Annotated in this window: 15 protein-coding genes and 22 tRNA genes; 30 read left to right on the top strand and 7 right to left on the bottom strand. The window is 54.7% G+C overall.

Translation table 11 applies throughout. The annotated features are described in order from the left end of the window. Window positions 1–153 precede the first annotated feature (153 nt). The gene (locus AUP74_RS14340; protein ID WP_069948142.1) at window positions 154–2,796 is read left to right on the top strand and encodes a TonB-dependent receptor; all 2,643 of its coding nucleotides are present in this window, start codon (window positions 154–156) and stop codon (window positions 2,794–2,796) included. Window positions 2,797–3,249: 453 nt separating this feature from the next. Here the strand turns inward: AUP74_RS14340 and AUP74_RS14335 are convergent, their stop codons facing one another. From AUP74_RS14335 to AUP74_RS14305, 7 genes are all read right to left on the bottom strand, one after another. Beyond that, the gene (locus AUP74_RS14335) at window positions 3,250–4,251 is read right to left on the bottom strand and encodes an adenosine kinase (RefSeq protein ID WP_069948141.1); all 1,002 of its coding nucleotides are present in this window, start codon (window positions 4,249–4,251) and stop codon (window positions 3,250–3,252) included. Next, complete coding sequence (locus AUP74_RS14330; protein WP_069948140.1) at window positions 4,248–4,862, bottom strand: hypothetical protein; 615 nt, start codon at window positions 4,860–4,862, stop codon at window positions 4,248–4,250. The genes AUP74_RS14335 and AUP74_RS14330 overlap by 4 nt, the downstream gene beginning before the upstream one ends. A 17-nt stretch (window positions 4,863–4,879) precedes the next feature. Continuing rightward, window positions 4,880–5,998 (bottom strand): cobalamin-independent methionine synthase II family protein, encoded by a 1,119-nt coding sequence (locus AUP74_RS14325; protein ID WP_069948139.1) that lies wholly within the window; start codon window positions 5,996–5,998, stop codon window positions 4,880–4,882. A 147-nt stretch (window positions 5,999–6,145) separates the two neighbouring features. Further along, the gene (locus AUP74_RS14320) at window positions 6,146–6,385 is read right to left on the bottom strand and encodes a Trm112 family protein (protein ID WP_069948138.1); all 240 of its coding nucleotides are present in this window, start codon (window positions 6,383–6,385) and stop codon (window positions 6,146–6,148) included. Between the two features lie 37 nt (window positions 6,386–6,422). After that, entirely contained in the window at window positions 6,423–7,832 is a 1,410-nt protein-coding gene (locus tag AUP74_RS14315; protein WP_069948137.1) for a BCD family MFS transporter, read from the bottom strand. A gap of 33 nt (window positions 7,833–7,865) precedes the next feature. Beyond that, the gene (locus AUP74_RS14310) at window positions 7,866–9,239 is read right to left on the bottom strand and encodes a BCD family MFS transporter (RefSeq protein WP_069948136.1); all 1,374 of its coding nucleotides are present in this window, start codon (window positions 9,237–9,239) and stop codon (window positions 7,866–7,868) included. 77 nt (window positions 9,240–9,316) lie between these two features. Further along, entirely contained in the window at window positions 9,317–10,117 is an 801-nt protein-coding gene (locus tag AUP74_RS14305) for a class I SAM-dependent methyltransferase (protein WP_069948135.1), read from the bottom strand. Window positions 10,118–11,036: 919 nt separating this feature from the next. Here AUP74_RS14305 and AUP74_RS14300 point away from each other — a divergent pair. The 29 genes from AUP74_RS14300 (at window position 11,037) to AUP74_RS14160 (ending at window position 19,982) form a co-directional block, all read left to right on the top strand. Next, window positions 11,037–11,112, top strand: a tRNA-Met gene (locus AUP74_RS14300). Window positions 11,113–11,868: 756 nt separating this feature from the next. Beyond that, a tRNA-Ile gene (locus tag AUP74_RS14295) sits at window positions 11,869–11,943 on the top strand. A 9-nt stretch (window positions 11,944–11,952) separates the two neighbouring features. Next, window positions 11,953–12,029 (top strand) — tRNA-Glu (locus AUP74_RS14290). Window positions 12,030–12,046: 17 nt separating this feature from the next. After that, window positions 12,047–12,121, top strand: a tRNA-Lys gene (locus tag AUP74_RS14285). A 12-nt stretch (window positions 12,122–12,133) separates the two neighbouring features. Continuing rightward, a tRNA-Trp gene (locus AUP74_RS14280) sits at window positions 12,134–12,209 on the top strand. A gap of 6 nt (window positions 12,210–12,215) precedes the next feature. Beyond that, a tRNA-Met gene (locus AUP74_RS14275) sits at window positions 12,216–12,287 on the top strand. Between the two features lie 7 nt (window positions 12,288–12,294). Further along, window positions 12,295–12,366: transfer RNA gene (locus AUP74_RS14270), tRNA-Phe, on the top strand. 8 nt (window positions 12,367–12,374) lie between these two features. After that, window positions 12,375–12,450, top strand: a tRNA-Asn gene (locus AUP74_RS14265). Between the two features lie 136 nt (window positions 12,451–12,586). After that, window positions 12,587–12,661, top strand: a tRNA-His gene (locus AUP74_RS14260). A 9-nt stretch (window positions 12,662–12,670) separates the two neighbouring features. Continuing rightward, window positions 12,671–12,749, top strand: a tRNA-Arg gene (locus tag AUP74_RS14255). Between the two features lie 187 nt (window positions 12,750–12,936). Beyond that, window positions 12,937–13,023 (top strand) — tRNA-Ser (locus AUP74_RS14250). A gap of 70 nt (window positions 13,024–13,093) precedes the next feature. After that, window positions 13,094–13,179, top strand: a tRNA-Ser gene (locus tag AUP74_RS14245). A 14-nt stretch (window positions 13,180–13,193) separates the two neighbouring features. Next, a tRNA-Leu gene (locus AUP74_RS14240) sits at window positions 13,194–13,271 on the top strand. A 6-nt stretch (window positions 13,272–13,277) separates the two neighbouring features. Next, window positions 13,278–13,354, top strand: a tRNA-Leu gene (locus AUP74_RS14235). A 9-nt stretch (window positions 13,355–13,363) separates the two neighbouring features. Next, a tRNA-Leu gene (locus tag AUP74_RS14230) sits at window positions 13,364–13,441 on the top strand. A 49-nt stretch (window positions 13,442–13,490) separates the two neighbouring features. Next, on the top strand, window positions 13,491–13,628 hold the full coding sequence (locus tag AUP74_RS17575) for a DUF7230 family protein (RefSeq protein ID WP_418287623.1): 138 nt from the start codon (window positions 13,491–13,493) through the stop codon (window positions 13,626–13,628). Window positions 13,629–14,613: 985 nt separating this feature from the next. After that, window positions 14,614–14,688 (top strand) — tRNA-Cys (locus AUP74_RS14220). A 90-nt stretch (window positions 14,689–14,778) separates the two neighbouring features. Further along, window positions 14,779–14,855, top strand: a tRNA-Asp gene (locus AUP74_RS14215). Between the two features lie 6 nt (window positions 14,856–14,861). Continuing rightward, window positions 14,862–14,939, top strand: a tRNA-Pro gene (locus AUP74_RS14210). A gap of 92 nt (window positions 14,940–15,031) precedes the next feature. After that, window positions 15,032–15,105 (top strand) — tRNA-Glu (locus AUP74_RS14205). 77 nt (window positions 15,106–15,182) lie between these two features. Next, window positions 15,183–15,260 (top strand) — tRNA-Thr (locus AUP74_RS14200). 13 nt (window positions 15,261–15,273) lie between these two features. Further along, a tRNA-Arg gene (locus AUP74_RS14195) sits at window positions 15,274–15,351 on the top strand. A 19-nt stretch (window positions 15,352–15,370) separates the two neighbouring features. Continuing rightward, window positions 15,371–15,661, top strand: coding sequence for a hypothetical protein (locus AUP74_RS14190; protein ID WP_069948134.1), 291 nt, complete (start codon window positions 15,371–15,373; stop codon window positions 15,659–15,661). A 1-nt stretch (window position 15,662) separates the two neighbouring features. After that, a tRNA-Arg gene (locus tag AUP74_RS14185) sits at window positions 15,663–15,738 on the top strand. A gap of 37 nt (window positions 15,739–15,775) precedes the next feature. Next, the gene (locus tag AUP74_RS14180; RefSeq protein WP_069948133.1) at window positions 15,776–16,333 is read left to right on the top strand and encodes an HNH endonuclease; all 558 of its coding nucleotides are present in this window, start codon (window positions 15,776–15,778) and stop codon (window positions 16,331–16,333) included. 278 nt (window positions 16,334–16,611) lie between these two features. Then, entirely contained in the window at window positions 16,612–16,944 is a 333-nt protein-coding gene (locus tag AUP74_RS14175) for a hypothetical protein (RefSeq protein ID WP_145924409.1), read from the top strand. A 49-nt stretch (window positions 16,945–16,993) separates the two neighbouring features. Further along, window positions 16,994–18,202 (top strand): RtcB family protein, encoded by a 1,209-nt coding sequence (locus AUP74_RS14170; RefSeq protein ID WP_069948131.1) that lies wholly within the window; start codon window positions 16,994–16,996, stop codon window positions 18,200–18,202. A gap of 27 nt (window positions 18,203–18,229) precedes the next feature. Further along, window positions 18,230–19,225: a hypothetical protein gene (locus AUP74_RS14165; protein ID WP_069948130.1), complete on the top strand. Its 996-nt coding sequence runs from the start codon at window positions 18,230–18,232 to the stop codon at window positions 19,223–19,225. A 142-nt stretch (window positions 19,226–19,367) separates the two neighbouring features. Then, complete coding sequence (locus AUP74_RS14160) at window positions 19,368–19,982, top strand: TrmH family RNA methyltransferase (RefSeq protein ID WP_069948129.1); 615 nt, start codon at window positions 19,368–19,370, stop codon at window positions 19,980–19,982. Window positions 19,983–20,106 lie beyond the last annotated feature (124 nt).

Below are 20,106 nucleotides of genomic sequence, written 5' to 3'. Positions count from 1 at the left end.
CCTTGCTACTGTCTCATTGGTAGTTAAAAAGCCAATTTAGGGTTACGTCAGCAAAGGGACTTTGGATCAATCCAGTCCATGCATTTGCCCTTGAAGTTGTTGCAGACCACTCAGGCGTGAACGAATAATCATAATTGAGCCCTGGAGGGATAAATGTCCAAATTCAAGCGGCAACCGCTCTATGTTGCGGTGGTGGCGGGAAGTCTCGCTTCAACTGCGGTGGCGGACACAAACGAACGTGTTGGCGAAGCCAGTGTGGTCAATCGGGGGCAGCCGGTACTTGAAGAAGTGACGGTCACAGCACGGAACCGGACCGAGAGTCTCCAGGAGATCCCCGTTGCCATTAACGCTTTCTCAGCCAAGGAGATCGAGCGTTCCGACATGCAGGATCTGCGTGATGTGGTGCGCAGCTCACCGGGTCTGGTCTACGACTCTTCAGGTACCATTGCCACCGGCGCGATCAGCATTCGCGGTATGAGCCAGCCGGGCCTGATTGGCGATGACACCAACGTGGCCATGTTCGTCGACGGAGTGTACGTTTCCGGTCGCGCCTCGACCTTTATGCCGATGATGAGCCTGGAGCGTGTCGAGGTGGTGCGGGGGCCGCAATCAGCGATCTACGGTCGCAACGCCTTTTCCGGAGCCATGAATTACATCACCAAGAAGCCTGTAGGGGAGTTTGAGGGCCAGATCGAGGTCACCGGTGGTGCTGAGGGGCAGGCTGGAGTCAAGGCCCGGATGGCCGCTCCGATAGGCGACAAACTGGCCGTCAGCGTCGATATGGTGAATTCCGAATCGGGTTCCACGTTCGAGTATAACGATACCTACCTGGGTGCGATCGACAATGAATCCCAGCGTGTGCGCCTGCTGTTCACTCCCACCGATAACCTCGAGTTCGACTTCACCGCTGCGCATATTGATGTGCAAGAGCATCACAATGCGGGCTACGAAGTTGAGAAAAACGCCGAGATACCCTTTGGTAGCATCAGCGACCCCTCGCATCCGCCATTTTTGTGGCCGGTCGGCCAGGATGGTGTATCGGGTCCGTTTGGCCCGTTCGGTCCTCCTGGCGAGTACAACACTTTCACTAATGAGCTCACTCCAGCGGGTATCGCGGCATTGACCGGTACCCCTACCGCCTACTACGGCGAGGCCAAAGCGGCAGATCCCGATGGCTTTGCCGGCAATGCTTTCGGTGTAACCAATAAATCCGACCTGTACAGCCTGCGCGCGAACTGGGATGTGGGCAATGTGACGCTGACGTCCATAACCGCTGTATCCGACACAGAAACACGCTCGCTGCAGGGTTATAACAATGCCTATTTTGGTGCAACCCTAGTGTTCGCACCGGTTATTCCGGTAGATACCGGCATGGGCCCGGTCACTGCGACCGCAGATATGCCCAACCTGATCGGGTCGTTTACCATGGGTGGGCAGAATGCCTATCTCCTCGGGGTGAATGCCTATAACTACGGTGGCCAGCCCAACGATGACCGTCAGATGGTAAGCCAGGAATTCCGTATTCAGTCCAATGACTCAGGCCCCCTGCAGTGGAGTGCGGGTTTGCTGTATTCGGAAACCGACCTGGATCAGTGGCTGGCCTCAAGCGCGCTGGCCGCCAGCGGTAGTCCATTTGGTGACGCGATCAACAGTGCATCCATTGCGTCTTCCATCCTGTCAGTGGATGAAAACGGCGATGCGCGCAAGATCACCCAGACCAACCACACCACCGAGACGGAATCGGCGTTTGTCGCACTGGCTTACGACTTTACCGACAAGCTGAATGTGGGGGTTGAGGCGCGTTACACCAAGGAACAGAAGGTTGCAGACAACGTGCTGCACTTTACCGGCGCTCAGGGTCAGGAGGAAGGTAGTTGGGACTGGATATCTCCTCGCCTGATTGCCACCTACCTTTACGATGAGTACACCACCTTCTACCTGAACATCGCCGAGGGCTCCAAGTCTGGTGGTATCAACGGCGGTACTCCGCTGGAGTCGGAGATTACCTACGATCCGGAAAAAAACGTGACCTACGAGATTGGTGCCAAGCGCACTGTACTTGATGGTCGCGGTTACATGAACATCGCCGCCTATCAGGTGAACTGGGATGACCAGCAGATCCGCTCATTCTCACAGTTCAGCAACGGCGCCACCATTCCGGCGGCCATCGTAAGCAACCTCGGTGAGGTGGAAATCCGTGGTATAGAAATTGAGACCGCTTTCCAGATCAGTGACAACTGGAGTTTCCATTCTGCCTATACCTTCAACGACGCCGAAGTGGTTAAAGGCGTACAGACCTTTAGTTATGGCTTTGTTGATTACGAGGCGATGGGGCTGAACTCGACCAGCTATGAGTACTGCGTCGATGTGTTAACGAATCCCTTTACGAGTGAGAGAAGCTGTCTGGTCCCGAGTAACGGGCCGCAGGTATCTGACGGTGACCTTGCGGGCAAGGAAATGGTCAACAACTACCGCAATACCTTCAATGCCGGTTTCCGCTACCGTCGCGACGTGTGGAATGGTGCCGAGTTCTATACCGACCTCAGTACGGTGTGGAAAGACAAGCGCTATATCAATACCGTCAATACCCTGTGGATCCAGGATCACTGGGATGTAAACCTGGTGACCGGTATCGAAGGGGACAACTGGTATAGCAAACTCAGCGTCAAGAACCTGCTGGACGACGATACCCCTTCAAGTGCCTACCGTCCCTTCATCTGGACCCAGGAACAGTCACCGTCCATCATCAACCGTATGGGCCGTATGACCAGTCTCAGTGTGGGCTACCGGTTCTAATTTTCTTGTCGACAGGATGTGAACCTGCCCGCTTCGGCGGGCATTTTTATGTCCTCTATTTTTCTGTGGCATCTCGAGCCGTTGTTGATTGCCTGCTGTGCCCTGGGCTGCGGTGCTGAAAGCCGTAGCTTTCCTGGTATGATTTTTCTCCGACTCAGATATCTGTGCTTCAGGGAGATGCACCGAAATACGATATGCGCATGCAATAAAGAGCATGAGGGGATGTTTCGCATATTAAAGGGAGGCTTGGCAGTGATAATGTATGCGGCTATGAGCTGGAACTGAATAGAGGCCAATAGCATGCCGGAAGCAGTACGATCCCGACAGGCGAATGGTGAGCAGGAAGTGGCGAGTAACCAAGAGAGAGAAGAGGAGAAAGGGGAACGGTGGTTGCCTATATAGGCCGATATTCACGGGATACTGCGGATATCCGCAATACCCCGTAAACAGCGATCACGCGGGAGTCGGTACCGCCAGAATTTCCTGGTGCTGCTCTGCTTCCAGGCGGGGCCCGAATTGGGTCACGACCTTGCCCGCGGCGCGGTTGGCGAGCGTGGCGGCCTTCTCAAAGCTTTGTCCCTGAGTGATGGCGTAAATAAAAGCCCCGGCGAACATGTCTCCAGCGCCGTTGGTATCAATCGCGGTAACTGCGCTGGAGGGTACGGTTATCGAGTTGGCACCATCGAAAACCAGTGCGCCATCGGCGCCGAGGGTGATGGCAAAACAGTCGGTATATTGCTTCAGGCGCTCTGCCGCTTCTTCGATGGTGTCCGCACCGGTAAAGCCCAGGGCTTCATCGCGGTTACAGAACAACAAATCAACGCGCTCGCCAATCATCTCCAGCAGCCCGTCACGGAAGAATTGCACCATACCGGGGTCGGACAAGCTGATGGCGACGCGGGTATTACTGGCTCGCGCAATACGTGCGGCTTCAATCGCGGCAGCGCGACCGCTTTCCGATGCCACCAGGTAACCTTCAAGATAGAGATAGGCGGCGCTGGCAATGGCTTCCGGGTGCAGTTCCACCGAGGACAGCGTCTCGCTGATGCCGAGGTAAGTGACCATGGTGCGTTCGGCATCTGGAGTAACCATTACCAGACACTTGCCGGTGTCGCCCTCTTCGCGGGACAAGGTGCGATGATATTGAACCCCGGCATTTTCAAGATCTTTGAGGTAGAAGTCGCCGTTCTCATCGGCGGCCACTTTGCAGCTGTAAAACGTATTCGCACCGAAATAGCTTGCGGCAATGATGGTGTTTGCAGCAGAGCCACCACTGGCACGTTTCGCAGCCACCAGGTGGCCCTTCAGTTGTGACAGTAACTGCTGCTGACGCTCGCTGTCCGCCAGGGTCATCAGGCCTTTATCCACCTTCAGGTCAAGCAAGTCCTGATCGGATACCTCGATTTCGGTGTCCACCAGAGCGGCGCCAAGGCCGTAGACGTGATACGTATTCATTTAGTGTTTTCTTCGATAGCAAGTGAGAGATTCCGGCACACTGGGTGGTGTTCAGTGACCAGCTTCAGGTAGCAGTGGCCGGCGAAGCGCGGGGGTACATCCAGTGGTGTTTCCAGCACTGGTAGCGCCCAGACCCCGCCCGTAGCCTGCAGCGGGGCGCAAAGCCAGGAGGGCCCATCCTTCTGGGGCAGGGGGGTGAGTGCCGGCAGATCCGTCGCGCCGATAAGATACTGCTGCAGCGCCTGTAGCGGTATTGATGGATCGGCGCCCGGCGCACCATATGCCATTGCGAGGCCTGCGCTGGACTTCAGTTTCAGCCACAGTTCGCCATTTGGCTTACCATCCTCCCCGAGGCACTCCAGCGCGTGTATATCCAGCGTGTCGTCGGTGAGTGTGGGTTTGCACAGAATAAATGCCATGTAGCTGTCCGGTGCGTGCAGCGGCATTGGCCGCTGCTGCTGAAAACACTGGTTCAGAGTGTCCAGCACCTCAGCATCCGTCTTGTCGCGGTACAGGTGCACCCGGATCTGGCTCGGACTGAGTGGTACGGCGGAGTTAAGACGCAGTTGCAACCACCGGACCTGGTTCAGGAATGCATTCTCAATCTGCACGAGTATGCCTCTTTGGTTTAGCCGAACTGGTTTCTCAGGGACTGCGCCGCAAGACACATGGAGTTGATTTTGCGGAAGGCAAAATCCCGCTCCAAGAACCACATGCCGCAATCCGGTGCCAGGCTGATACGCTCCTTGGGTATGACCTCCATGGCATCGATCACCAGCTTGCGAATCGCCTCGATTTCCTCGACTTCTCCTTGTGGGTCCAGGTTGAGCACGCCAATGGCAACCAGTTTGTTGCCGACGGACTGCAGGAAGTCCGGGGTATGGCCGGGCTGTGCGTACTCTGTGTGGATGGCATCAATGTCGGACTCGGCGATCAGCGATACGGCTTTCGGGTAGATCGGGCTCGGCTCTTTCAGGGCGATATTCTTGGAGTAGCCGTAGCAGACGTGTACCGAGGTCAGACAGTCGACGTCGCGTACCATGCGGTTGATCGCTTCAACAGCAAAGTCCTGGCACTGGCTGTAGCGGAAATGCACTTCTGGCTCGTCGATCTGAATCAGGTCAACACCCGCGGCCGCCAGGGCTTTTAATTCCTGGTTGAGCGCGTCAGCGATGGCGAAACAGAGGGACGCCTGATCGGGGTAAATACCGGTATCCACCAGGCGATAGGACAGGGTTACCGGGCCGATCACAGTGATCTTGCTGCGGTTTGCGGCATAGCGTTTCAGGAATGGGATGTCGCTGACCACCATCGGACCGGGCCAGCGGATCTTGTCCCGCACCGCGGGGAACAGGACCTTATGGGCCTGCTTGGGTTCGCTTTCTTTTTCCTTTTGCAGATCGGCACCCACATTGGTGGCCTTCTGCTTCATCTTCAGATATTCCGTAATGTCGTTATGGAAGTTGGTGAATTCAGCAGGATTGTCCTGGTCGATACCCTGCAGATTATAGAAATGACCGCTGAAGGTCTGGCGGCGAACCTCGCCGTCGGTCGCAAAAGTCATTCCGGCCATGTTCTGGTCGTAGATTGCGAGGCGCACGGCGTCGTCAATTGCTGCAGGCAGGAGTTCCTTATCAACATTCCACCAGGTGCCTTCTTTCTGGTAGACCTTGTCGTGGTTTGCCAGCCACTGGGGTTTTACGTAGCTGCCTACCAGCTGGGTCGGGAACAGGTCTGTCTTCCACATATGGGTGTATCTCGCTTTAGCCTGGCCGTTATGCGACCGTAATTCTGTTTTTGTGCGCATTGAATCGGCTTGCCTGCCCGTTCTTCCCGTTTTCCGTGGGCGGGGAGAGGGGATTGCCTAGAGCCGTCCGTGGCACTGCGGATTAAATTAACTGGTGGCGCTGACGAAGCGGTCGTGCTCTTCAATCGTTGGCAGATCCTCGCTAGCTACGCCGAGCCACTTGTCACCTTCTTCCGGCAACATCACCGGGATCCCCTCAACAATCGGGTACTGACGGCTACAATCGCTGCAGCCCAGCCAGTCAGGCTTGATCTCTTTCAGTACGCCCTTGTTCTCGCGAGTGCAGTGGGGGCAGCGGAGGATTTCGATGTATTCTTGAGTATTCATGGTATCTCTCCCGTTATGGGTATTGCATTGAAGTGGGTTATGCCTGCGCAGGTATGCCTGTGTCAGGTTCGGCTTCTGCGCCATTCTGCAGACCTTCGATAGTGACGTTACGCACCACCAGGAAGCTGAATACAACCATTAGCGCCTGCAGTAAGAATATGAGTGCGAAGGCGATATTGGCAGTCAGTATCTGGCTCTCTACCAGCAGGGAATAGAGGCACCCGCTGACGGTAAAGGAGAGGAACAAACCGATGACCTGTCCAAGGCTCCAGAGGCCCAGATAGCGACTTTCCTGACCTTCAACGGTCATGTCGGCCATAAAGCTGATGGAAGGGAATACCAGCAAGCCGAGGGCGAATGCGCTGTAGCAGTAGAAAATATTGAACAGGGTCAGGTTCTGCAGCCAGGCGGCCCAGGCGAGCAGGCCAAAGCCGATAATGGACAGCGTAGCGCCGATGGCCATCAGTCGTTTACCGAAATCCATTGGCAGGGTTTTTTCGTTCTCGACAGACAGGCCCGCCGCCTTTTTCGCCTGCAGGCGTTTCTTGGCGGTTACGCCGACAAAAATGCCACAAGCTGCCATGCCGAGGGTCTGGATGCCGTTATAGAAACGCTGATAGATAGTGGATTCGCCGGCGGCTAGCCCGAACAGATCATCGGCCCACAGTTCCTGCAGCATGTCTTGCAAGAACACCGAAAGCAGTGAAAAGATGATGAAAACAAAGAACAATAGGGCCTGACGGTTGTAGGTCAGTACCGCCATGGACTCTTTCATCGGCTCCAGCAGCTTCACTGGCTTCGGCGGATTGGTTTTAATCTCCTGCAGCTGATCCTTGCTGAGTGGTGTTTCCAGCTTTACCAGTCCGAGGATAGTGATGCCGATCATCACGAAGGGGGTCAGGTTATACAGTTCCTGCATGGCTTCCAGGCTGTATACCGGCATCAGGATACCAAATACCCACGCCCACCCGGCCATGGCCAGTGCCTGCACTGTCCAGGTAAGGGTGACCACGCGCGAGCGACTCTCCTTGGTGGTGACATCGTTCAGAAGATCGAGGAACACATTTGCCTGCATGGCGATGCAGATACCAAAGGCGCAGAACAGTAGCAGGCAATAAAAATAGGCGAGGCCGCTGCCGGCCTGCATGTCCACCAGAACACCCGGCATCAGTGGGAAGGCGAGGCTGCCCAGCAGGGTGCCCAGCAGCATGTAAGGGGTGCGGCGATAGCCGAAAATGGGCCAGCGCTCACACATGCGACCGATGATCGGTTGAATAGGGCCGAACAGGGTATAAACACCAATCAACAGTGAGATTATCGCTGCTGGCAATCCCATTTCGATGATGGCAATCCGGTTGAAACTCGTTACCACCATGCAGAAACTCCAGGCAATGGCGATTTTCTGCAGGGTAAACTGTAACTTTGCCTGACCTTCACTCACTTTCATTTCAATTCCCCTCTTGAATCCATTGATCAATCCCTAGCCGAGGTCTGCCGCCATGGCATTACTGAGACCATCTTTGCTGATGCGCTTGTGGAAATTCTCTGCATTGATCTGCCACAGGAAGTAGAGGCTATACAGGCTGACGAAGCCTTCGACAGTAAAGATGATGGCGAAGCCATCGGACGCGGCGAACAGACCACTTTCGATGAGCGATGTCACCATTTGCCCGCCAGCCATGGATGCAAGACCGCTGGCAAAGGCAATCGCGAACCCCCAGAGACCGATATAGGCTCCGCGTTCGTGATCAGTGGTGAACTCCATCATGCTAGTCAGCGTGCCGACCAGTGCGAATCCGTTGAAAAAGCCCATCCCAACCAGTGAGTAATTGACGATTGACGCTTGAGCCATATAGGCGCCATAGGCAAGAGCGAACATTGATACTCCGATGCCGCTAATGCCAAAGGTGATCGCACTGATCTTGGAAATTCCTCCGCGGAATACCAGTGCGCCCATCAGAAACATGCCAACGATGGCTCCGGTTCCCCATATTTGCTGAAAGCGACCGGTTTCACCGACGGTCATCCCAAGGACATCCGCACCGAAGACCTCGAGGATGTTGTCCTGCAGGCTGTATCCGAACATGAAGAGGAAGATGAAGCAGAAGAAGTTTCTTACGGTGCGATTGCGTACCACGTCCAGAGTGAAGTCTTTGAGGCTGGAATGCTCCTGCGCATCCAGTTTTCCACTTCCCGGGATGACTTCGCCTGGCTTCCGGCGTTTCTCGACCCCGATCAGACCCAGTAACGTAGTGACTCCAACTACAGGGATGGACAGCAGGTACAGTGAGCGCATCGTCTGCTCGTCATACGTCGGCATATAGCCGCGGATAAACTGGAGTGATGCGATCATGCCAATGATCAGCATTGTCCAGATCAGGGCTGTTACCAGGCCCCTGCTGCGCTCGGGAATCACCTCTGCAACCAGGGCAAGGTGGTTGGCACCGGCCATCGCGAATCCGATACCGAACAGCACGAGCACCAGGAAGGCAACAATGTAAGTAATGTAAGGAATGCTTAGCCCGAACAGTTCATTGGGGTTCTGCGACATTGGCACCACGATGTAGGGTAGTACCGCCACTGCTGCAGCGGAGAGCAGCATTCCGATCAGAACATAAGGTGTCCGGTGCATGCCGAACAGTGGAACACGATCTGCCAGCCGGCCAAGGACGACCCCAAATGGTGAAAGGAAGTGATAAAGCCCCAACAGACTGGTGATGACGACTGCTGTGATGCCAAGTTCGTAGATGGAAATACGGTTGAAGTTACTGGTCAGAATTGCAAAAAGCCAACCAGCAGCTGCACGCGGTAAAGTCAGTTGAAAGGCCCGTAAGACCAGTAGGAACCTGTCCATAAAATGCCCTTGGGTTAACCATTGTTATTAGAGTTTGTCGGTAGGCGACAGGGGCTAAACCTCAACCCCCGGATGGACTACTTGCCGATGCCAGAGATCGGGTAGAGGTGGAACTCCCACTTCACATCTTCAACTGCATGGATATCGTCGAAATTCTCTTCGGCCCATGGCCGCACCTTGGCCATCAGTGCGTCGATCAGCTCTCTTTTCAGGCTCCAGGTTTCGTTGTGAATACCGTTTTCCATACGGTCCAGAATCTCGGCGACGGAAACTCGCTCAATCCAGCTACAGGCAACAACGGGACGGGTCATTTGTCCGCCGAGTTTCTGGATTTCCTGGAACAGTGCCGGCCCTGCGGCATCGGTGGGCTGCATTTCAGGAGCGATGTCGACGGTAAACATACGAGATTGGCTGCGGAGTACGGCGGCATTGGAACTTTCGTCGAGCACGTCACGGCCAATGAGGAACAGGCCTTCCGGCTTGAGGACTCGGGCAGCTTCCTTCAGCGCATCCCGCCAGAACTCGATCTGGTGCAGTACGTTGGTTGTGATCACTGCATCAAATGTGTTGGTGGCGAACGGGGTTTGCAGCACAGTACCCACGGCCTGGCGTGCGGCTATGTTGCGGTCGGCAGCAAGTTTCTTGGAGGCTTTGAGCATATGATGCTCAATGTCCATGGCGATCATGTCTGTATGGGCGGCAATGGGGACTGAAATGCGGCCGGCTCCGCCACCAAAATCCATAATCTTGGCGCCCTCACCGACAAGTTCGGCAGTGGACTTGCCCAGTGCTTCCGCAGCATCCAGGGGGATATTGTTGATGTCGTTATAGATTGCAGCGACTTCAACATAAGACATCTCATTGTATGCTTTGCTCATTGCGGTTCCCGCTCCATGTTTATCGTGTTTTACAGAACCTTAACGCAGATGAAATCCCATGAATATCAAAACTCTTTGATATAGATGCTTGTTTTTGACAAAGATCAAGGGAGTGGATGTTGTGTCATTCTGGAGTGACTTGCATATCGGGAGCTTGGTTCTTTTGGGGCACACAGTTGGCATTTGGTGACTGAGATGTTTTGGTCGAGTCGCTTAAGTTGGTGTCTGACTCCCTTTTATGATGTGTATAGTGAGAGGTTGCCGGGTGAAGATCGTTCAGGCCGCTGTCTGCCCTGAATACCCAAGCTGATTTTGCGCTATGCCTCTCTGATGCGGTGGGTTCCCTGTCCCCATAAAGAAGACCGTTAACCCTGGAATGCCTCCTTAGCAGAGAACGCTGCCAACTCAACGGAGTGATTTCATTGAAATTTGCCGTGATCGACCTTTACGGTCCCATAGGCCGCGAATGTACCTGTCCTCAACGCGATCAATGATCAGCTCGGTGGGAGACCAGTTTTGGCTGCAGATGTGCTGAGCTTCACCCACTTGTTTATACGAGCACGACCCGCGCCCCCGCCGTTTGCCTGTGGGGTTTAGCGTCGGCTACTGATGGTTTCAGCTTGCCAGGGTGATGAGGCAGCAAAAAAGGGCGCCATATTGCGGGTGTGCACTATTTGTTCGTTGCTTATTCAGAAGCAGGCGCTAGAATTCCTGCATTGTCCAAGGAGAACACCGTGACCAGCTTATCAAGCTACCTCAACCGAATAGGCCATGCCGCCCCACAAGGGACGCGGGCGTGGACTATTTGCGTCGAGAAAAAACTCTGTTAACGGCCTCCTGATTTCCGGGAGGCGCGAGCCTTCTGGAGTCGGCCCCCTATAGCCCCCGTCGGTTCGCCTTCGGGGGTTTTTTGTTTTCAGGGCTCATAGCTCATCCGGTAAGAGCTCTCGCCTCATAAGCGAGGGGAGGGGGTTCGAGTCCCCCGGGGCCCACCAGTTGGATGGAAAGAGCATGCTCCATATTGACACGCAAGATGGGGCCAAAAGAGACACGGCAACTTGCTTGCAGTGCGGATTGCCACTGTAGAAATCGAGTACCGTGTCAGCGATGTAGAGAACAGGAAGTTGCTGAACAGCAAGTTCTTTAGAGAGGGAAAATGTTGAGAAGAATTCTGAGAACGGGACAGCACTAAGCGTATGAAGTCACGCTTCGACCGGCACTCATGCCCAAAATTTAATGCTGAAGTTGCGGCAGGAATTCGCTCGTTTATTGCATGCGTAACCTATTGAAAAATATGGAAAAAAATGTGAATTTATGGGTTGCAAAACAACTTTTTCGTGATAGTTTTAAAAAGAACGTGAGGCATCCGATGTTGCTCTGCCTCCAAAGTTATCTGCCGCGAAGCGGCGTTCATGACTGGTGACTCAAGTGTTATTAAGACTGCAATGCCATAAGACCATGCTCGGGACGGCCCAGGATCTGGGACGGGACCAGTATGCCTATGCATTGCCCAGGAGTTTTGTGCGTTGGCCATCAATAAATCCGTCGAAAGGTACAGAGATTGATTTTGGTGACCGCATGAAAGCGTAGTTCGACCTGTCCGGTCGGCTGCGCACCAACCGGACTTTTGAACACGACGTTTGAAAAACCCGGTTGGCGAATCCCGCCATCCGGGTTTTTTTATGGCGGGTAGAAGTGCGCTGGCACTGACACCCAGCACGTTTGTTTAACAATCTGGTCGCTTTTTCTGATGCGGTGTAGCTCAGCGGTAGAGCAAGCCCCCGATAAGGGACAGGTCGGCAGTTCGAATCTGTCCGCCGCAACCAGAAAACATTGTCCCCATCGTCTAACTGGTCGAGGACAGTTGCCTTTCAAGCAGCAGATACGGGTTCGAGTCCCGTTGGGGATACCAATTTCAGATTCCATCGTTGGCGTATGGTAGAGCGGTGATACACCGGCCTTTTAAGCCGGCATACGCGGGTTCGAATCCCGCTGCGCCAACCATGGGTTTTGATTGGGTCAGTAACTCAACTGGCAGAGTGCCGGTCTCCAAAACCGGTAGTTGCAGGTTCGATCCCTGCCTGGCCCGCCAATCCTTTGCGGAGTAGAGCAGTGGTAGCTCGGCGCCCTCATGAGGCGTAGGTCCCCAGTTCGAGCCTGGGCTCCGCAATCATTCTGCATCGTTAGCTCAGTGGGTAGAGCACCTGGTTGAAGCCCAGGGCGCGCAAGTTCGACTCTTGCACGATGCACCGGCTAATGGCGAGTAGCAAAGTGGTAATGCACCCGGCTGTTAACCGGGAGACTCGCGGGTTCGACCCCCGCCTCGCCATCCACACAGAGGGCCGCGTCTCTCCAACGCGGATCTGGCGATGAGGATTACCTGTCTTCTTGGTGGCAGCGTGCCAGGCGGGTCCCGATCTGGGTGCGGAATCAGTGCCCTGACGGTTTCACGCTGTAATCGCCCTGATGGCGGCCGTGGCAGAGCGGCTATGCGCGAGGATGTGGCCCTCGTATACACCGGTTCGAATCCGGTCGGTCGCCCCAAAGTTCAATGCACCCGTGGCCAAGCTGGATTGACGGCATCGGCCTACGAAGCCGGGGATTGCAGGTTCGAATCCTGCCGGGTGCGCCAGGCAAGCAGCGGTCAAATCCTTCTCCCGAATCGTTGCATGGGGGGCTGCCAGAGGGCAGTCATGTTCACGGCGTTGGTGGGGCGGTGAAAGGTTTCAGCGAGTCGACCCGAGTGCGTAGAGGCCCTGGTCCGCAATGCTGACACGAAGGTTTCTCGAGCCCGAATCTTCTGTCCGGGAGCAATCGATGGAGACATGGCAGAGTGGTTGATTGCGCCGGATTGCTAATCCGAGGGCCCCTGGGCCGCGGAGGTTCGAATCCTCCTGTCTCCGCCAAAGGTGGGTTCCGGTGTGGTCGGGCTCAGTGACTCTCCTGTCTGCTGATTGGGAAGGAGAGATTTTTTCAGGAAGGTTGGCAGAGTGGCAATGCTCCGGTCTCGAAAGCCGGTGGCCCGTTACGGGACGCAGGTTCGATTCCTGTACCTTCCGCCAGACACGTTCATCATGCGCCGGTGGTGGAATGGGTAGACGCGGCAGGTTTAAACCCTGCTTTTTTGCGGGTTCGAAGCCCGCCCGGCGCACCAGTTATTGCCCCGTTGGTGGAATAGGCAGACACGCCTGGTTTAGGCCCAGGTCATTGGGGGTTCGACTCCCTCACGGGGTACCAGACAGCAGAGCCCGGCTGGCGAAATTGGTAGACGCGCCTGCTGCAAACGCAGATCCATTCCCGGTTCAGGTCCGGGGCCGGGCACCAGCTGTTTGATCCTGTCCGTAAGTAAAATCCTTTTAACAACCAATAGGGGGTGTCTGTGATAAAAGCGCAGAAGAATCGTAACTTTGTGGCCAAATACGCACGGCAGTTCAACCGCGCGTCTGTCCACCGCAACCGCAAAGCTGATGTCAAGGCAGGTCGCAATCAGAAACATAAAGTGCGTTATTGACCGGCACCCTTATCAAACATGGTGCAATTGCTGTACGTCAACAATTGGCCGTTGTGAGTAATTGGCAACTCGCAAGATTCTGAGTCTTGAGTTCCCGGTTCGACCCCGGGACGGCCTGCCATCTTTGCCGGTTTGCCGGCAGCGGTTTGGTACCGGGAAACCGGTGCCGGGGGTCCGCCCCCGATAACCTGGTGTGAGCTGGGGAAAGCGGTGCCTACCTTGCGGGGCCGCGCCGGACTACCGGTCAGTGCGGAAAAGCCGAGACGCTAAGTCATTCTCCCGGGGGGTGACAGCCGTGACGATGTGTGTGTTTGAGGGGCAGGCGATGCTGGCTCCGAAGGTAACGGGTGGTGCCGACCTGCATGCAACCAGAACATTGAGCGGTGGCGACAAAGGGTAGGGATGTCAGTTCGAGGTGGCAGCCGAGGGCGCATTCCAGAGATAACGGTTCCGAGTTGACGGGATCGGGCATTTCAGTGTGGTAGCCGGCAGGCGAAACACAGGCGGAGCGTAGCATTTCGCGGTTCAAAAGGCCGTGAAACTACCGGGCACGCGCTTCGTGGCAGGGTAAGCATTTAGCTCAGATGGTAGAGCGTTGATCCTATAGTCAATGGCGCTGGTTCGATTCCGGCAATGTTTCTAAAAATGCAAAGACGTGTCCAGGTCTTGTCGAAAATGGCTTAATGCCGTGGTCCTCAGGGATAACGCGGCCAGGGGGAGAGCCGCAAGCTCGACCCTTGTTGAATCAGAAACGCACGGTGGTGTTAGCACACCTTGATTGCCCGCAAGGCAGGCGGTAGTGGAAGATTCGAGTAGACAGGATTGATACGGGATTCGCCACCCGTCAAAAAAGGCAGCCATGCAACCTACTGTATTGCGCCCATTGGCGGATGCAGTGGATACGGGATTAACGGCAGCCCGCAAGCATGCCGGTAAGGTCCTCAAAGGGTTGTGTCAGTGGCTGTAGTCTCAGGCCACCATATTTGTCCCGTTGGCCGAGTGCGATAGGCGGCGGTCTGCAACACCGTTCACGGCGGTTCAAATCCGCCACGGGACTCCAGCTTTAAAAAGATCAAAGCGCCAGCATCGTAACTGCATCCCAGACAGTCGCTATTTGCGCACAGTTCGCTCCATCAATTGCCAATATCTTGCCCTGTTAGCATAGCGGCCCAATGCACTCGCCTGTCGAGCGATAGATCACCGGTTCGAATCCGGTACAGGGCGCCACTTCACCGGCGTATAGCTCAGCCTGAGTAGAGCGCTGCCTTTGGGAGGTAGATGTCGCAGGTTTGAATCCTGCTGCGCCGACCAGATTGAATGATCTTGCGGGGCTGGCTTAGAGGCTATTTGCCTGCCTGCAGATCCGCTAATCAGAGGGTGATCTTGTTGTCCTCTCCCAATATGCGGCCATGATCGAGCGGAGCGATACCGGCCTTTCAAGCCGAGGATGCCGGTTCGAATCCCGCTGGCCGCTCCAACCTTTAGACGGACTATCGATTCATCGCGGTGGTCCCAGATACCCCAGTGTTGGCAATGACACAGGGCACTGATTTCGCCCGCGTAGCTCAGTTGGTGAGAGCGCCTGCCTTGTAAGCAGGAAGTCGAAGGTTCAAATCCGTTCCGTGGGCACCAATTCCACAAACATGATCCCGTAGCTCAACTGGAACAGAGCTCAGGCCTCCGAAGCCTGTGGTTGCCGGTTCGAGTCCGGCCGGGATCGCCAACCATCGCGAGGAGACAATATGCGACTCATCATTGGGGCTCGCGATCATGGTGCGGGTCTGGCCACCACAAACTATGTCAGCGCCAAGCGCATCATGCGCGAATTCCCAGTTTCCATCCTGCAGGTCGTGCAACCGCTACCAAGCCGGGAAAACCTGATCGGTTTTCTGTCCTGGTGCAATGGTCGGCACTGTCTACCGCTGCGGGTAGTGCTGAATCAGGTGTCCCCTGAGGACCGCCGTCTGGCCATGCAGTACCTCGTTGCCCGGGGATATCGTACTGCAGATCGCGTGACATTCATGAAACTCTAAGGCGCCCGTAGCTCAATTGGCAGAGCAGGATCCTTCTAAGGTCTCGGTTGGGGGTTCGAATCCCTCCGGGCGTGCCAGAAAAAGCGACCAGTTTTTTACTCGAAGGAAAGGACAATGGCTCGAGTACTGTATCTGGATGCCGGTGGTAGACCTATTCGTTGGATAAATCTCCAGCGCGCTGCCTATCTGTACGCAAAAGACCAGGTTTTGTGGGATCTCGGCAGATTCAAGACAACGCTGCGCGGCGGGTACAGAAGCTGCGGTGGTCGCTCGATGCTTTCGATTGCGCCGGTGATCGCTGGGCGCAGTATCGACCGCGTGGGTTCAAGGCTCCGTCCTGCTCTTACGAACCAGAGCCTGTTCGCCCGTGACCAGTACATGTGCCTCTACTGCGGTGTGAGTTTTTCCACCTCTCTGCTGACAAGGGATCACGTAATGCCGGTTTCCCGCGGCGGCGCGGATAGTTGGGAGAATGTGGTGGCTGCTTGTAAAGGCTGCAACAACCGAAAGGGTGCGATGACACCGGACGAGGCGAGTATGCCGTTGTTGGCGGTGCCGTTCACACCCAATCCCTATGAAGCGATCATGCTGCAGGCGCACCAGATACTGGCGGATCAGATGGAGTATCTGAGTGCCGGGTTCAGTGACAGGCGCAACTGGAAATCGGCATAAGTGGTTGCGAGGAATAGTAAAACCTGAGTGATGGAAGGTTATAGGCCGAGCAGGCATGTGATCAGAAGGTGAAAGAGATGTTGAGCATTAATGTGATTGTTAAATGGACCCTGTCGTTTCTGAAAGAGGACTGGGGCATTAGGGATTATCCGGTAAGGTTTCGAGAGCAGATCAGGGCCGAGCATACTAAAGAAGGGTTGTATATGCCGCGGTTTATCGCCCAGATCGAGAACTGGTAGCAAATCTCGGGTGTTGGAGAAACCAGAGAGGAGGCCCTGGTGGACCTCGGCAGATCACTCGCAACCGTAAAGGAGAGACGGGGATGGCTCCCAAGGCCCGGAACGGGGTTGCCGATAGAATTCGCGCCCAGTGATGAAATCGAGCGCTACCGGGGCATTGTCAGCCGGATCATAACCGATGTGCTGGAATATGACCCTGAGGATATTTTTATCACAGATGGTTCTTCGCTCTGGGACTTCTCCTATGCAGGAGACTCCATTGAAACTCTAAGAAAACGAGTTTCGAAAACGTTCAACGTGGATATTTCCCACATCGAAAGCGGAAATATCGCAGAAATAGCTCGATATATCGCCGAGACAAAGGGTCGTTGAAGCCGGTAGAAATCAACAACTTATCAATGAATTGGTCCAGGAAAAGATCATGCCAGTCAAAATGGTACTGAATGCAAAAGCATCCCCGGGCACTGTTCCGGTGAAAATTTACACGAAAGAAATTGAACACGCTGCGCTAGAGCAGCTGAAGAATATTGCCCAGCTTCCCATTGTCTATTCCCATGTGGCGGCAATGCCGGATGTGCATCTGGGTAAAGGCGCCACTGTTGGTTCTGTAATTCCAACCGTTGGTGCAATTATTCCAGCTGCCGTTGGGGTCGATATCGGGTGCGGAATGAATGCGGTGCGAACATCACTGCAAGCCAATCAGTTGCCCGATAGCCTCAAGTCAGTACGGGCGGCCATCGAGGCCAGGGTGCCAGTAGGTTTTGCCCGGCACAAGATGATCAATGCGAGGGAGTCAGCCTGCAAGGACCTCGCTCCCGGTGCGGATCGGCTATTCGAAAAGCACCCAGCGCTGCTGAAGATGTTGCGGGACCCACAGCGCACCTGGGTTACCCAGGTGGGCACCCTTGGTGGAGGAAACCATTTCATCGAGATCTGTCTTGATGAGAGCGATCAGGTATGGGTCATGCTGCACTCTGGAAGCCGAGGTATCGGCAATGCGATCGGGCAGCATTTCATCAAGCTGGCCAGAAAGGATATGGCAGTACATATCCACAACTTGCCGGATCGTGACCTGGCTTACTTCAGCGAGGGCAGTCAGCACTTCGATGACTACGTGGAGGCAGTTAACTGGGGGCAGGAATACGCCCGCGTAAACAGACAGGAGATGATGAAGCTTGTCATCGGTTGTCTGCGCGAATACTTGCCGCCGTTTACGCTGACGTCCGAGGCCATCAACTGTCACCACAACTATGTGGTGAGGGAAGCACACTTTGGTCGCGATGTGTTTGTAACCCGCAAGGGCGCCATCAGTGCACAGCGAGACCAGCTGGGCATCATCCCCGGCTCGATGGGCTCTAGGTCCTATATCGTACGGGGGAAGGGGAACCCGGAGTCCTTCTGTTCCTGTGCCCATGGCGCCGGACGGAAAATGAGCCGCAATGCAGCGCGCAAGCGTTTTACCCGGCGTGATCTTGAGGAACAGACAAAGGGGGTCGATTGCCGAAAGGACAGTGGGGTACTCGATGAGATCCCGGCTGCCTATAAAGATATCGACCGTGTCATGGGAAACCAGTCAGACCTGGTGGACGTGGTTCACACGCTGCGACAGGTGATCTGTGTGAAGGGATGATTGCCAGATAAGGCACATTAAGCTGATATGGATATCGAGTTAGCAAAAGAGATCATGGCATGCCTCCCCGAGGGGCGTACCCGGTTCTATTACTTCAAGGACAGGTACGCCCTGTTGCTGCTGCGTCAGGTCTGCAAGGAACAGCAGCATATAAGGGCGCTGCGGCAGGGGCGGTACGCCAGGTTGCTTGAAAAATCTGCTGTGGGGGAGGTCATCCGTCGCTCTGGGAACGGGTTGCTGACCCCTGAGCAGCTGGTTAATTACTGGCCCGCCCAATTTCATTGTTACCGATTGAGTCTGGGACTGTGGGGAAGTGAAATAAAGAGCCGCTATTACCAGACGTCGCGAACAGGCTACAACCTTGTCTTGCAGATGAACTTTTCCAATGAGCATGATGTCTGCTACAAGCGCTATAACATCGCTGATGACGAGGGTTGCTTTGATTCCTACGATCACCCAACAAGTGATACACGGAATACCATGGCATGGTCGCGGATTGACCTCGACCTCGAATCTGATACCGCACTGATTGAAGAGGTACAGACAGACTGGTTGCGGTTTGCCAGGGAAGCTTATGATGATGCACAGAACATCCGTAAGGCAAAGTCGAAAGTAGACAGGGAAAAGCAAGAGCGCTATTGGTTTTACGATTTTACACCTGAGCAGGCTATAGAATATTTTGAGATCGCGGTCAGGGAGCATCTGGCAATTTGGGATGAGGCTGTTCTCTCGGCCACTCTGGAGTTCCTCCTGCATGAGATCGGGATCCGGAAGATCTATTTTCACAGCTGGGAAACTGGTCGGAGAGTAAAGCACCGTGCGCCGCCACGGTCGGTGTACAGGAATTTACCCAGGAAGTTCTGTTTCCAGTCTGTATCTGAAGGTCCAGGATTCCTGATTGAGGACAAGTCCTCCAGGAGGAAAATGAAGAAGATCGACCGTCAGTCCTGGTATCTACTGGATTTCTCTAGCGTGAGCGGTGCGGCCGGTGTCAGCCGTGACTGCCAGCTACTTACCGCATAAAAGTCGTTCTCTTGGCTGGGATTCCCGATTCATCCTGAGGGGCAATATCTCTGGTAGAGTTCCACTCAGCAACTTTCAGCTTGAACGTTTTGAATCTGGGTGTTTTTAGATTTTTAATTAGGGATTTATTGGAGGGTTTCATATGGATGTGGGAAACAAGAAAAGTTCTATGCGGGTGCGGGCGGACAGGATCAAGCCGTACCAATGTAAGCAGCTTATCGCGGTCATCGAAGATCCGCACGATATCAAGAATATCGGCACGGTGATTCGTAATGTTAACGCTCTTGGGGTGGAGAAGGCGTATATCGTGGACCCTAAAGGGAGCCTTCCAGAAGACTGGCAAGATATGCGGGAGCGCAAGTCCCTCTCAGGGACCTCAGTTTCAGCCATTAAATGGACATTCGTGAAGCGGTTTGACAGCACGGAACAGTGTCTTGATCACCTCGAGAGCAAAAACTTCAGCTCCATCGTAACGTCGCCTCACATGAAGGGGAGACGTAACGTTGTGCTTCATGAAGGGGACTACACAATATTTCCCAAGCTGGCTGTCTGGTTTGGGAGTGAATCCCGTGGCATCACTGATCTGGCAGTAAGGCGCAGTGAGCTGTGCGTGAATATTCCAATGCTGGGCATGATCGAAAGCCTAAACCTCGGAACTACTTCCGGGATTGTGCTTTATGAGATTACGAAGCAAAGAAGAGCCTATCAGAGGATGTATAGATACAAAAATATGCGCGGAAGAAAATTCATTGCATAAAGAGTGATGGCCGGGCTTTCTATGGCAGGCTTCGCGGCCACAGGTGGCCACGAAAATGGGCCGTTGGACTGATCGCGGTGAGCAGGAGGCCATACCGCAATGATATGGTCCAGAGAGAGATAAT

It is taken from the genome of Microbulbifer aggregans (assembly GCF_001750105.1).
GTDB classification, from domain to species: Bacteria; Pseudomonadota; Gammaproteobacteria; order Pseudomonadales; family Cellvibrionaceae; genus Microbulbifer; species Microbulbifer aggregans.
Note: the sequence above shows the minus strand (reverse complement) of the source record. Positions and strands in the feature narration are given on the sequence as shown.

Bases quoted from the DNA above. Each gene is read 5' to 3' on its own strand.
- AUP74_RS14340 (WP_069948142.1), top strand. From the start codon at position 154: ATGTCCAAATTCAAGCGGCAACCGCTCTATGTTGCGGTGGTGGCGGGA.
- AUP74_RS14335 (WP_069948141.1), bottom strand. From the start codon at position 4,251: ATGAATACGTATCACGTCTACGGCCTTGGCGCCGCTCTGGTGGACACC.
- AUP74_RS14325 (WP_069948139.1), bottom strand. From the start codon at position 5,998: ATGTGGAAGACAGACCTGTTCCCGACCCAGCTGGTAGGCAGCTACGTA.
- AUP74_RS14320 (WP_069948138.1), bottom strand. From the start codon at position 6,385: ATGAATACTCAAGAATACATCGAAATCCTCCGCTGCCCCCACTGCACT.
- AUP74_RS14315 (WP_069948137.1), bottom strand. From the start codon at position 7,832: ATGAAAGTGAGTGAAGGTCAGGCAAAGTTACAGTTTACCCTGCAGAAA.
- AUP74_RS14310 (WP_069948136.1), bottom strand. From the start codon at position 9,239: ATGGACAGGTTCCTACTGGTCTTACGGGCCTTTCAACTGACTTTACCG.
- AUP74_RS14305 (WP_069948135.1), bottom strand. From the start codon at position 10,117: ATGAGCAAAGCATACAATGAGATGTCTTATGTTGAAGTCGCTGCAATC.
- AUP74_RS14190 (WP_069948134.1), top strand. From the start codon at position 15,371: ATGCGACTCATCATTGGGGCTCGCGATCATGGTGCGGGTCTGGCCACC.
- AUP74_RS14180 (WP_069948133.1), top strand. From the start codon at position 15,776: ATGGCTCGAGTACTGTATCTGGATGCCGGTGGTAGACCTATTCGTTGG.
- AUP74_RS14170 (WP_069948131.1), top strand. From the start codon at position 16,994: ATGCCAGTCAAAATGGTACTGAATGCAAAAGCATCCCCGGGCACTGTT.
- AUP74_RS14165 (WP_069948130.1), top strand. From the start codon at position 18,230: ATGGATATCGAGTTAGCAAAAGAGATCATGGCATGCCTCCCCGAGGGG.
- AUP74_RS14160 (WP_069948129.1), top strand. From the start codon at position 19,368: ATGGATGTGGGAAACAAGAAAAGTTCTATGCGGGTGCGGGCGGACAGG.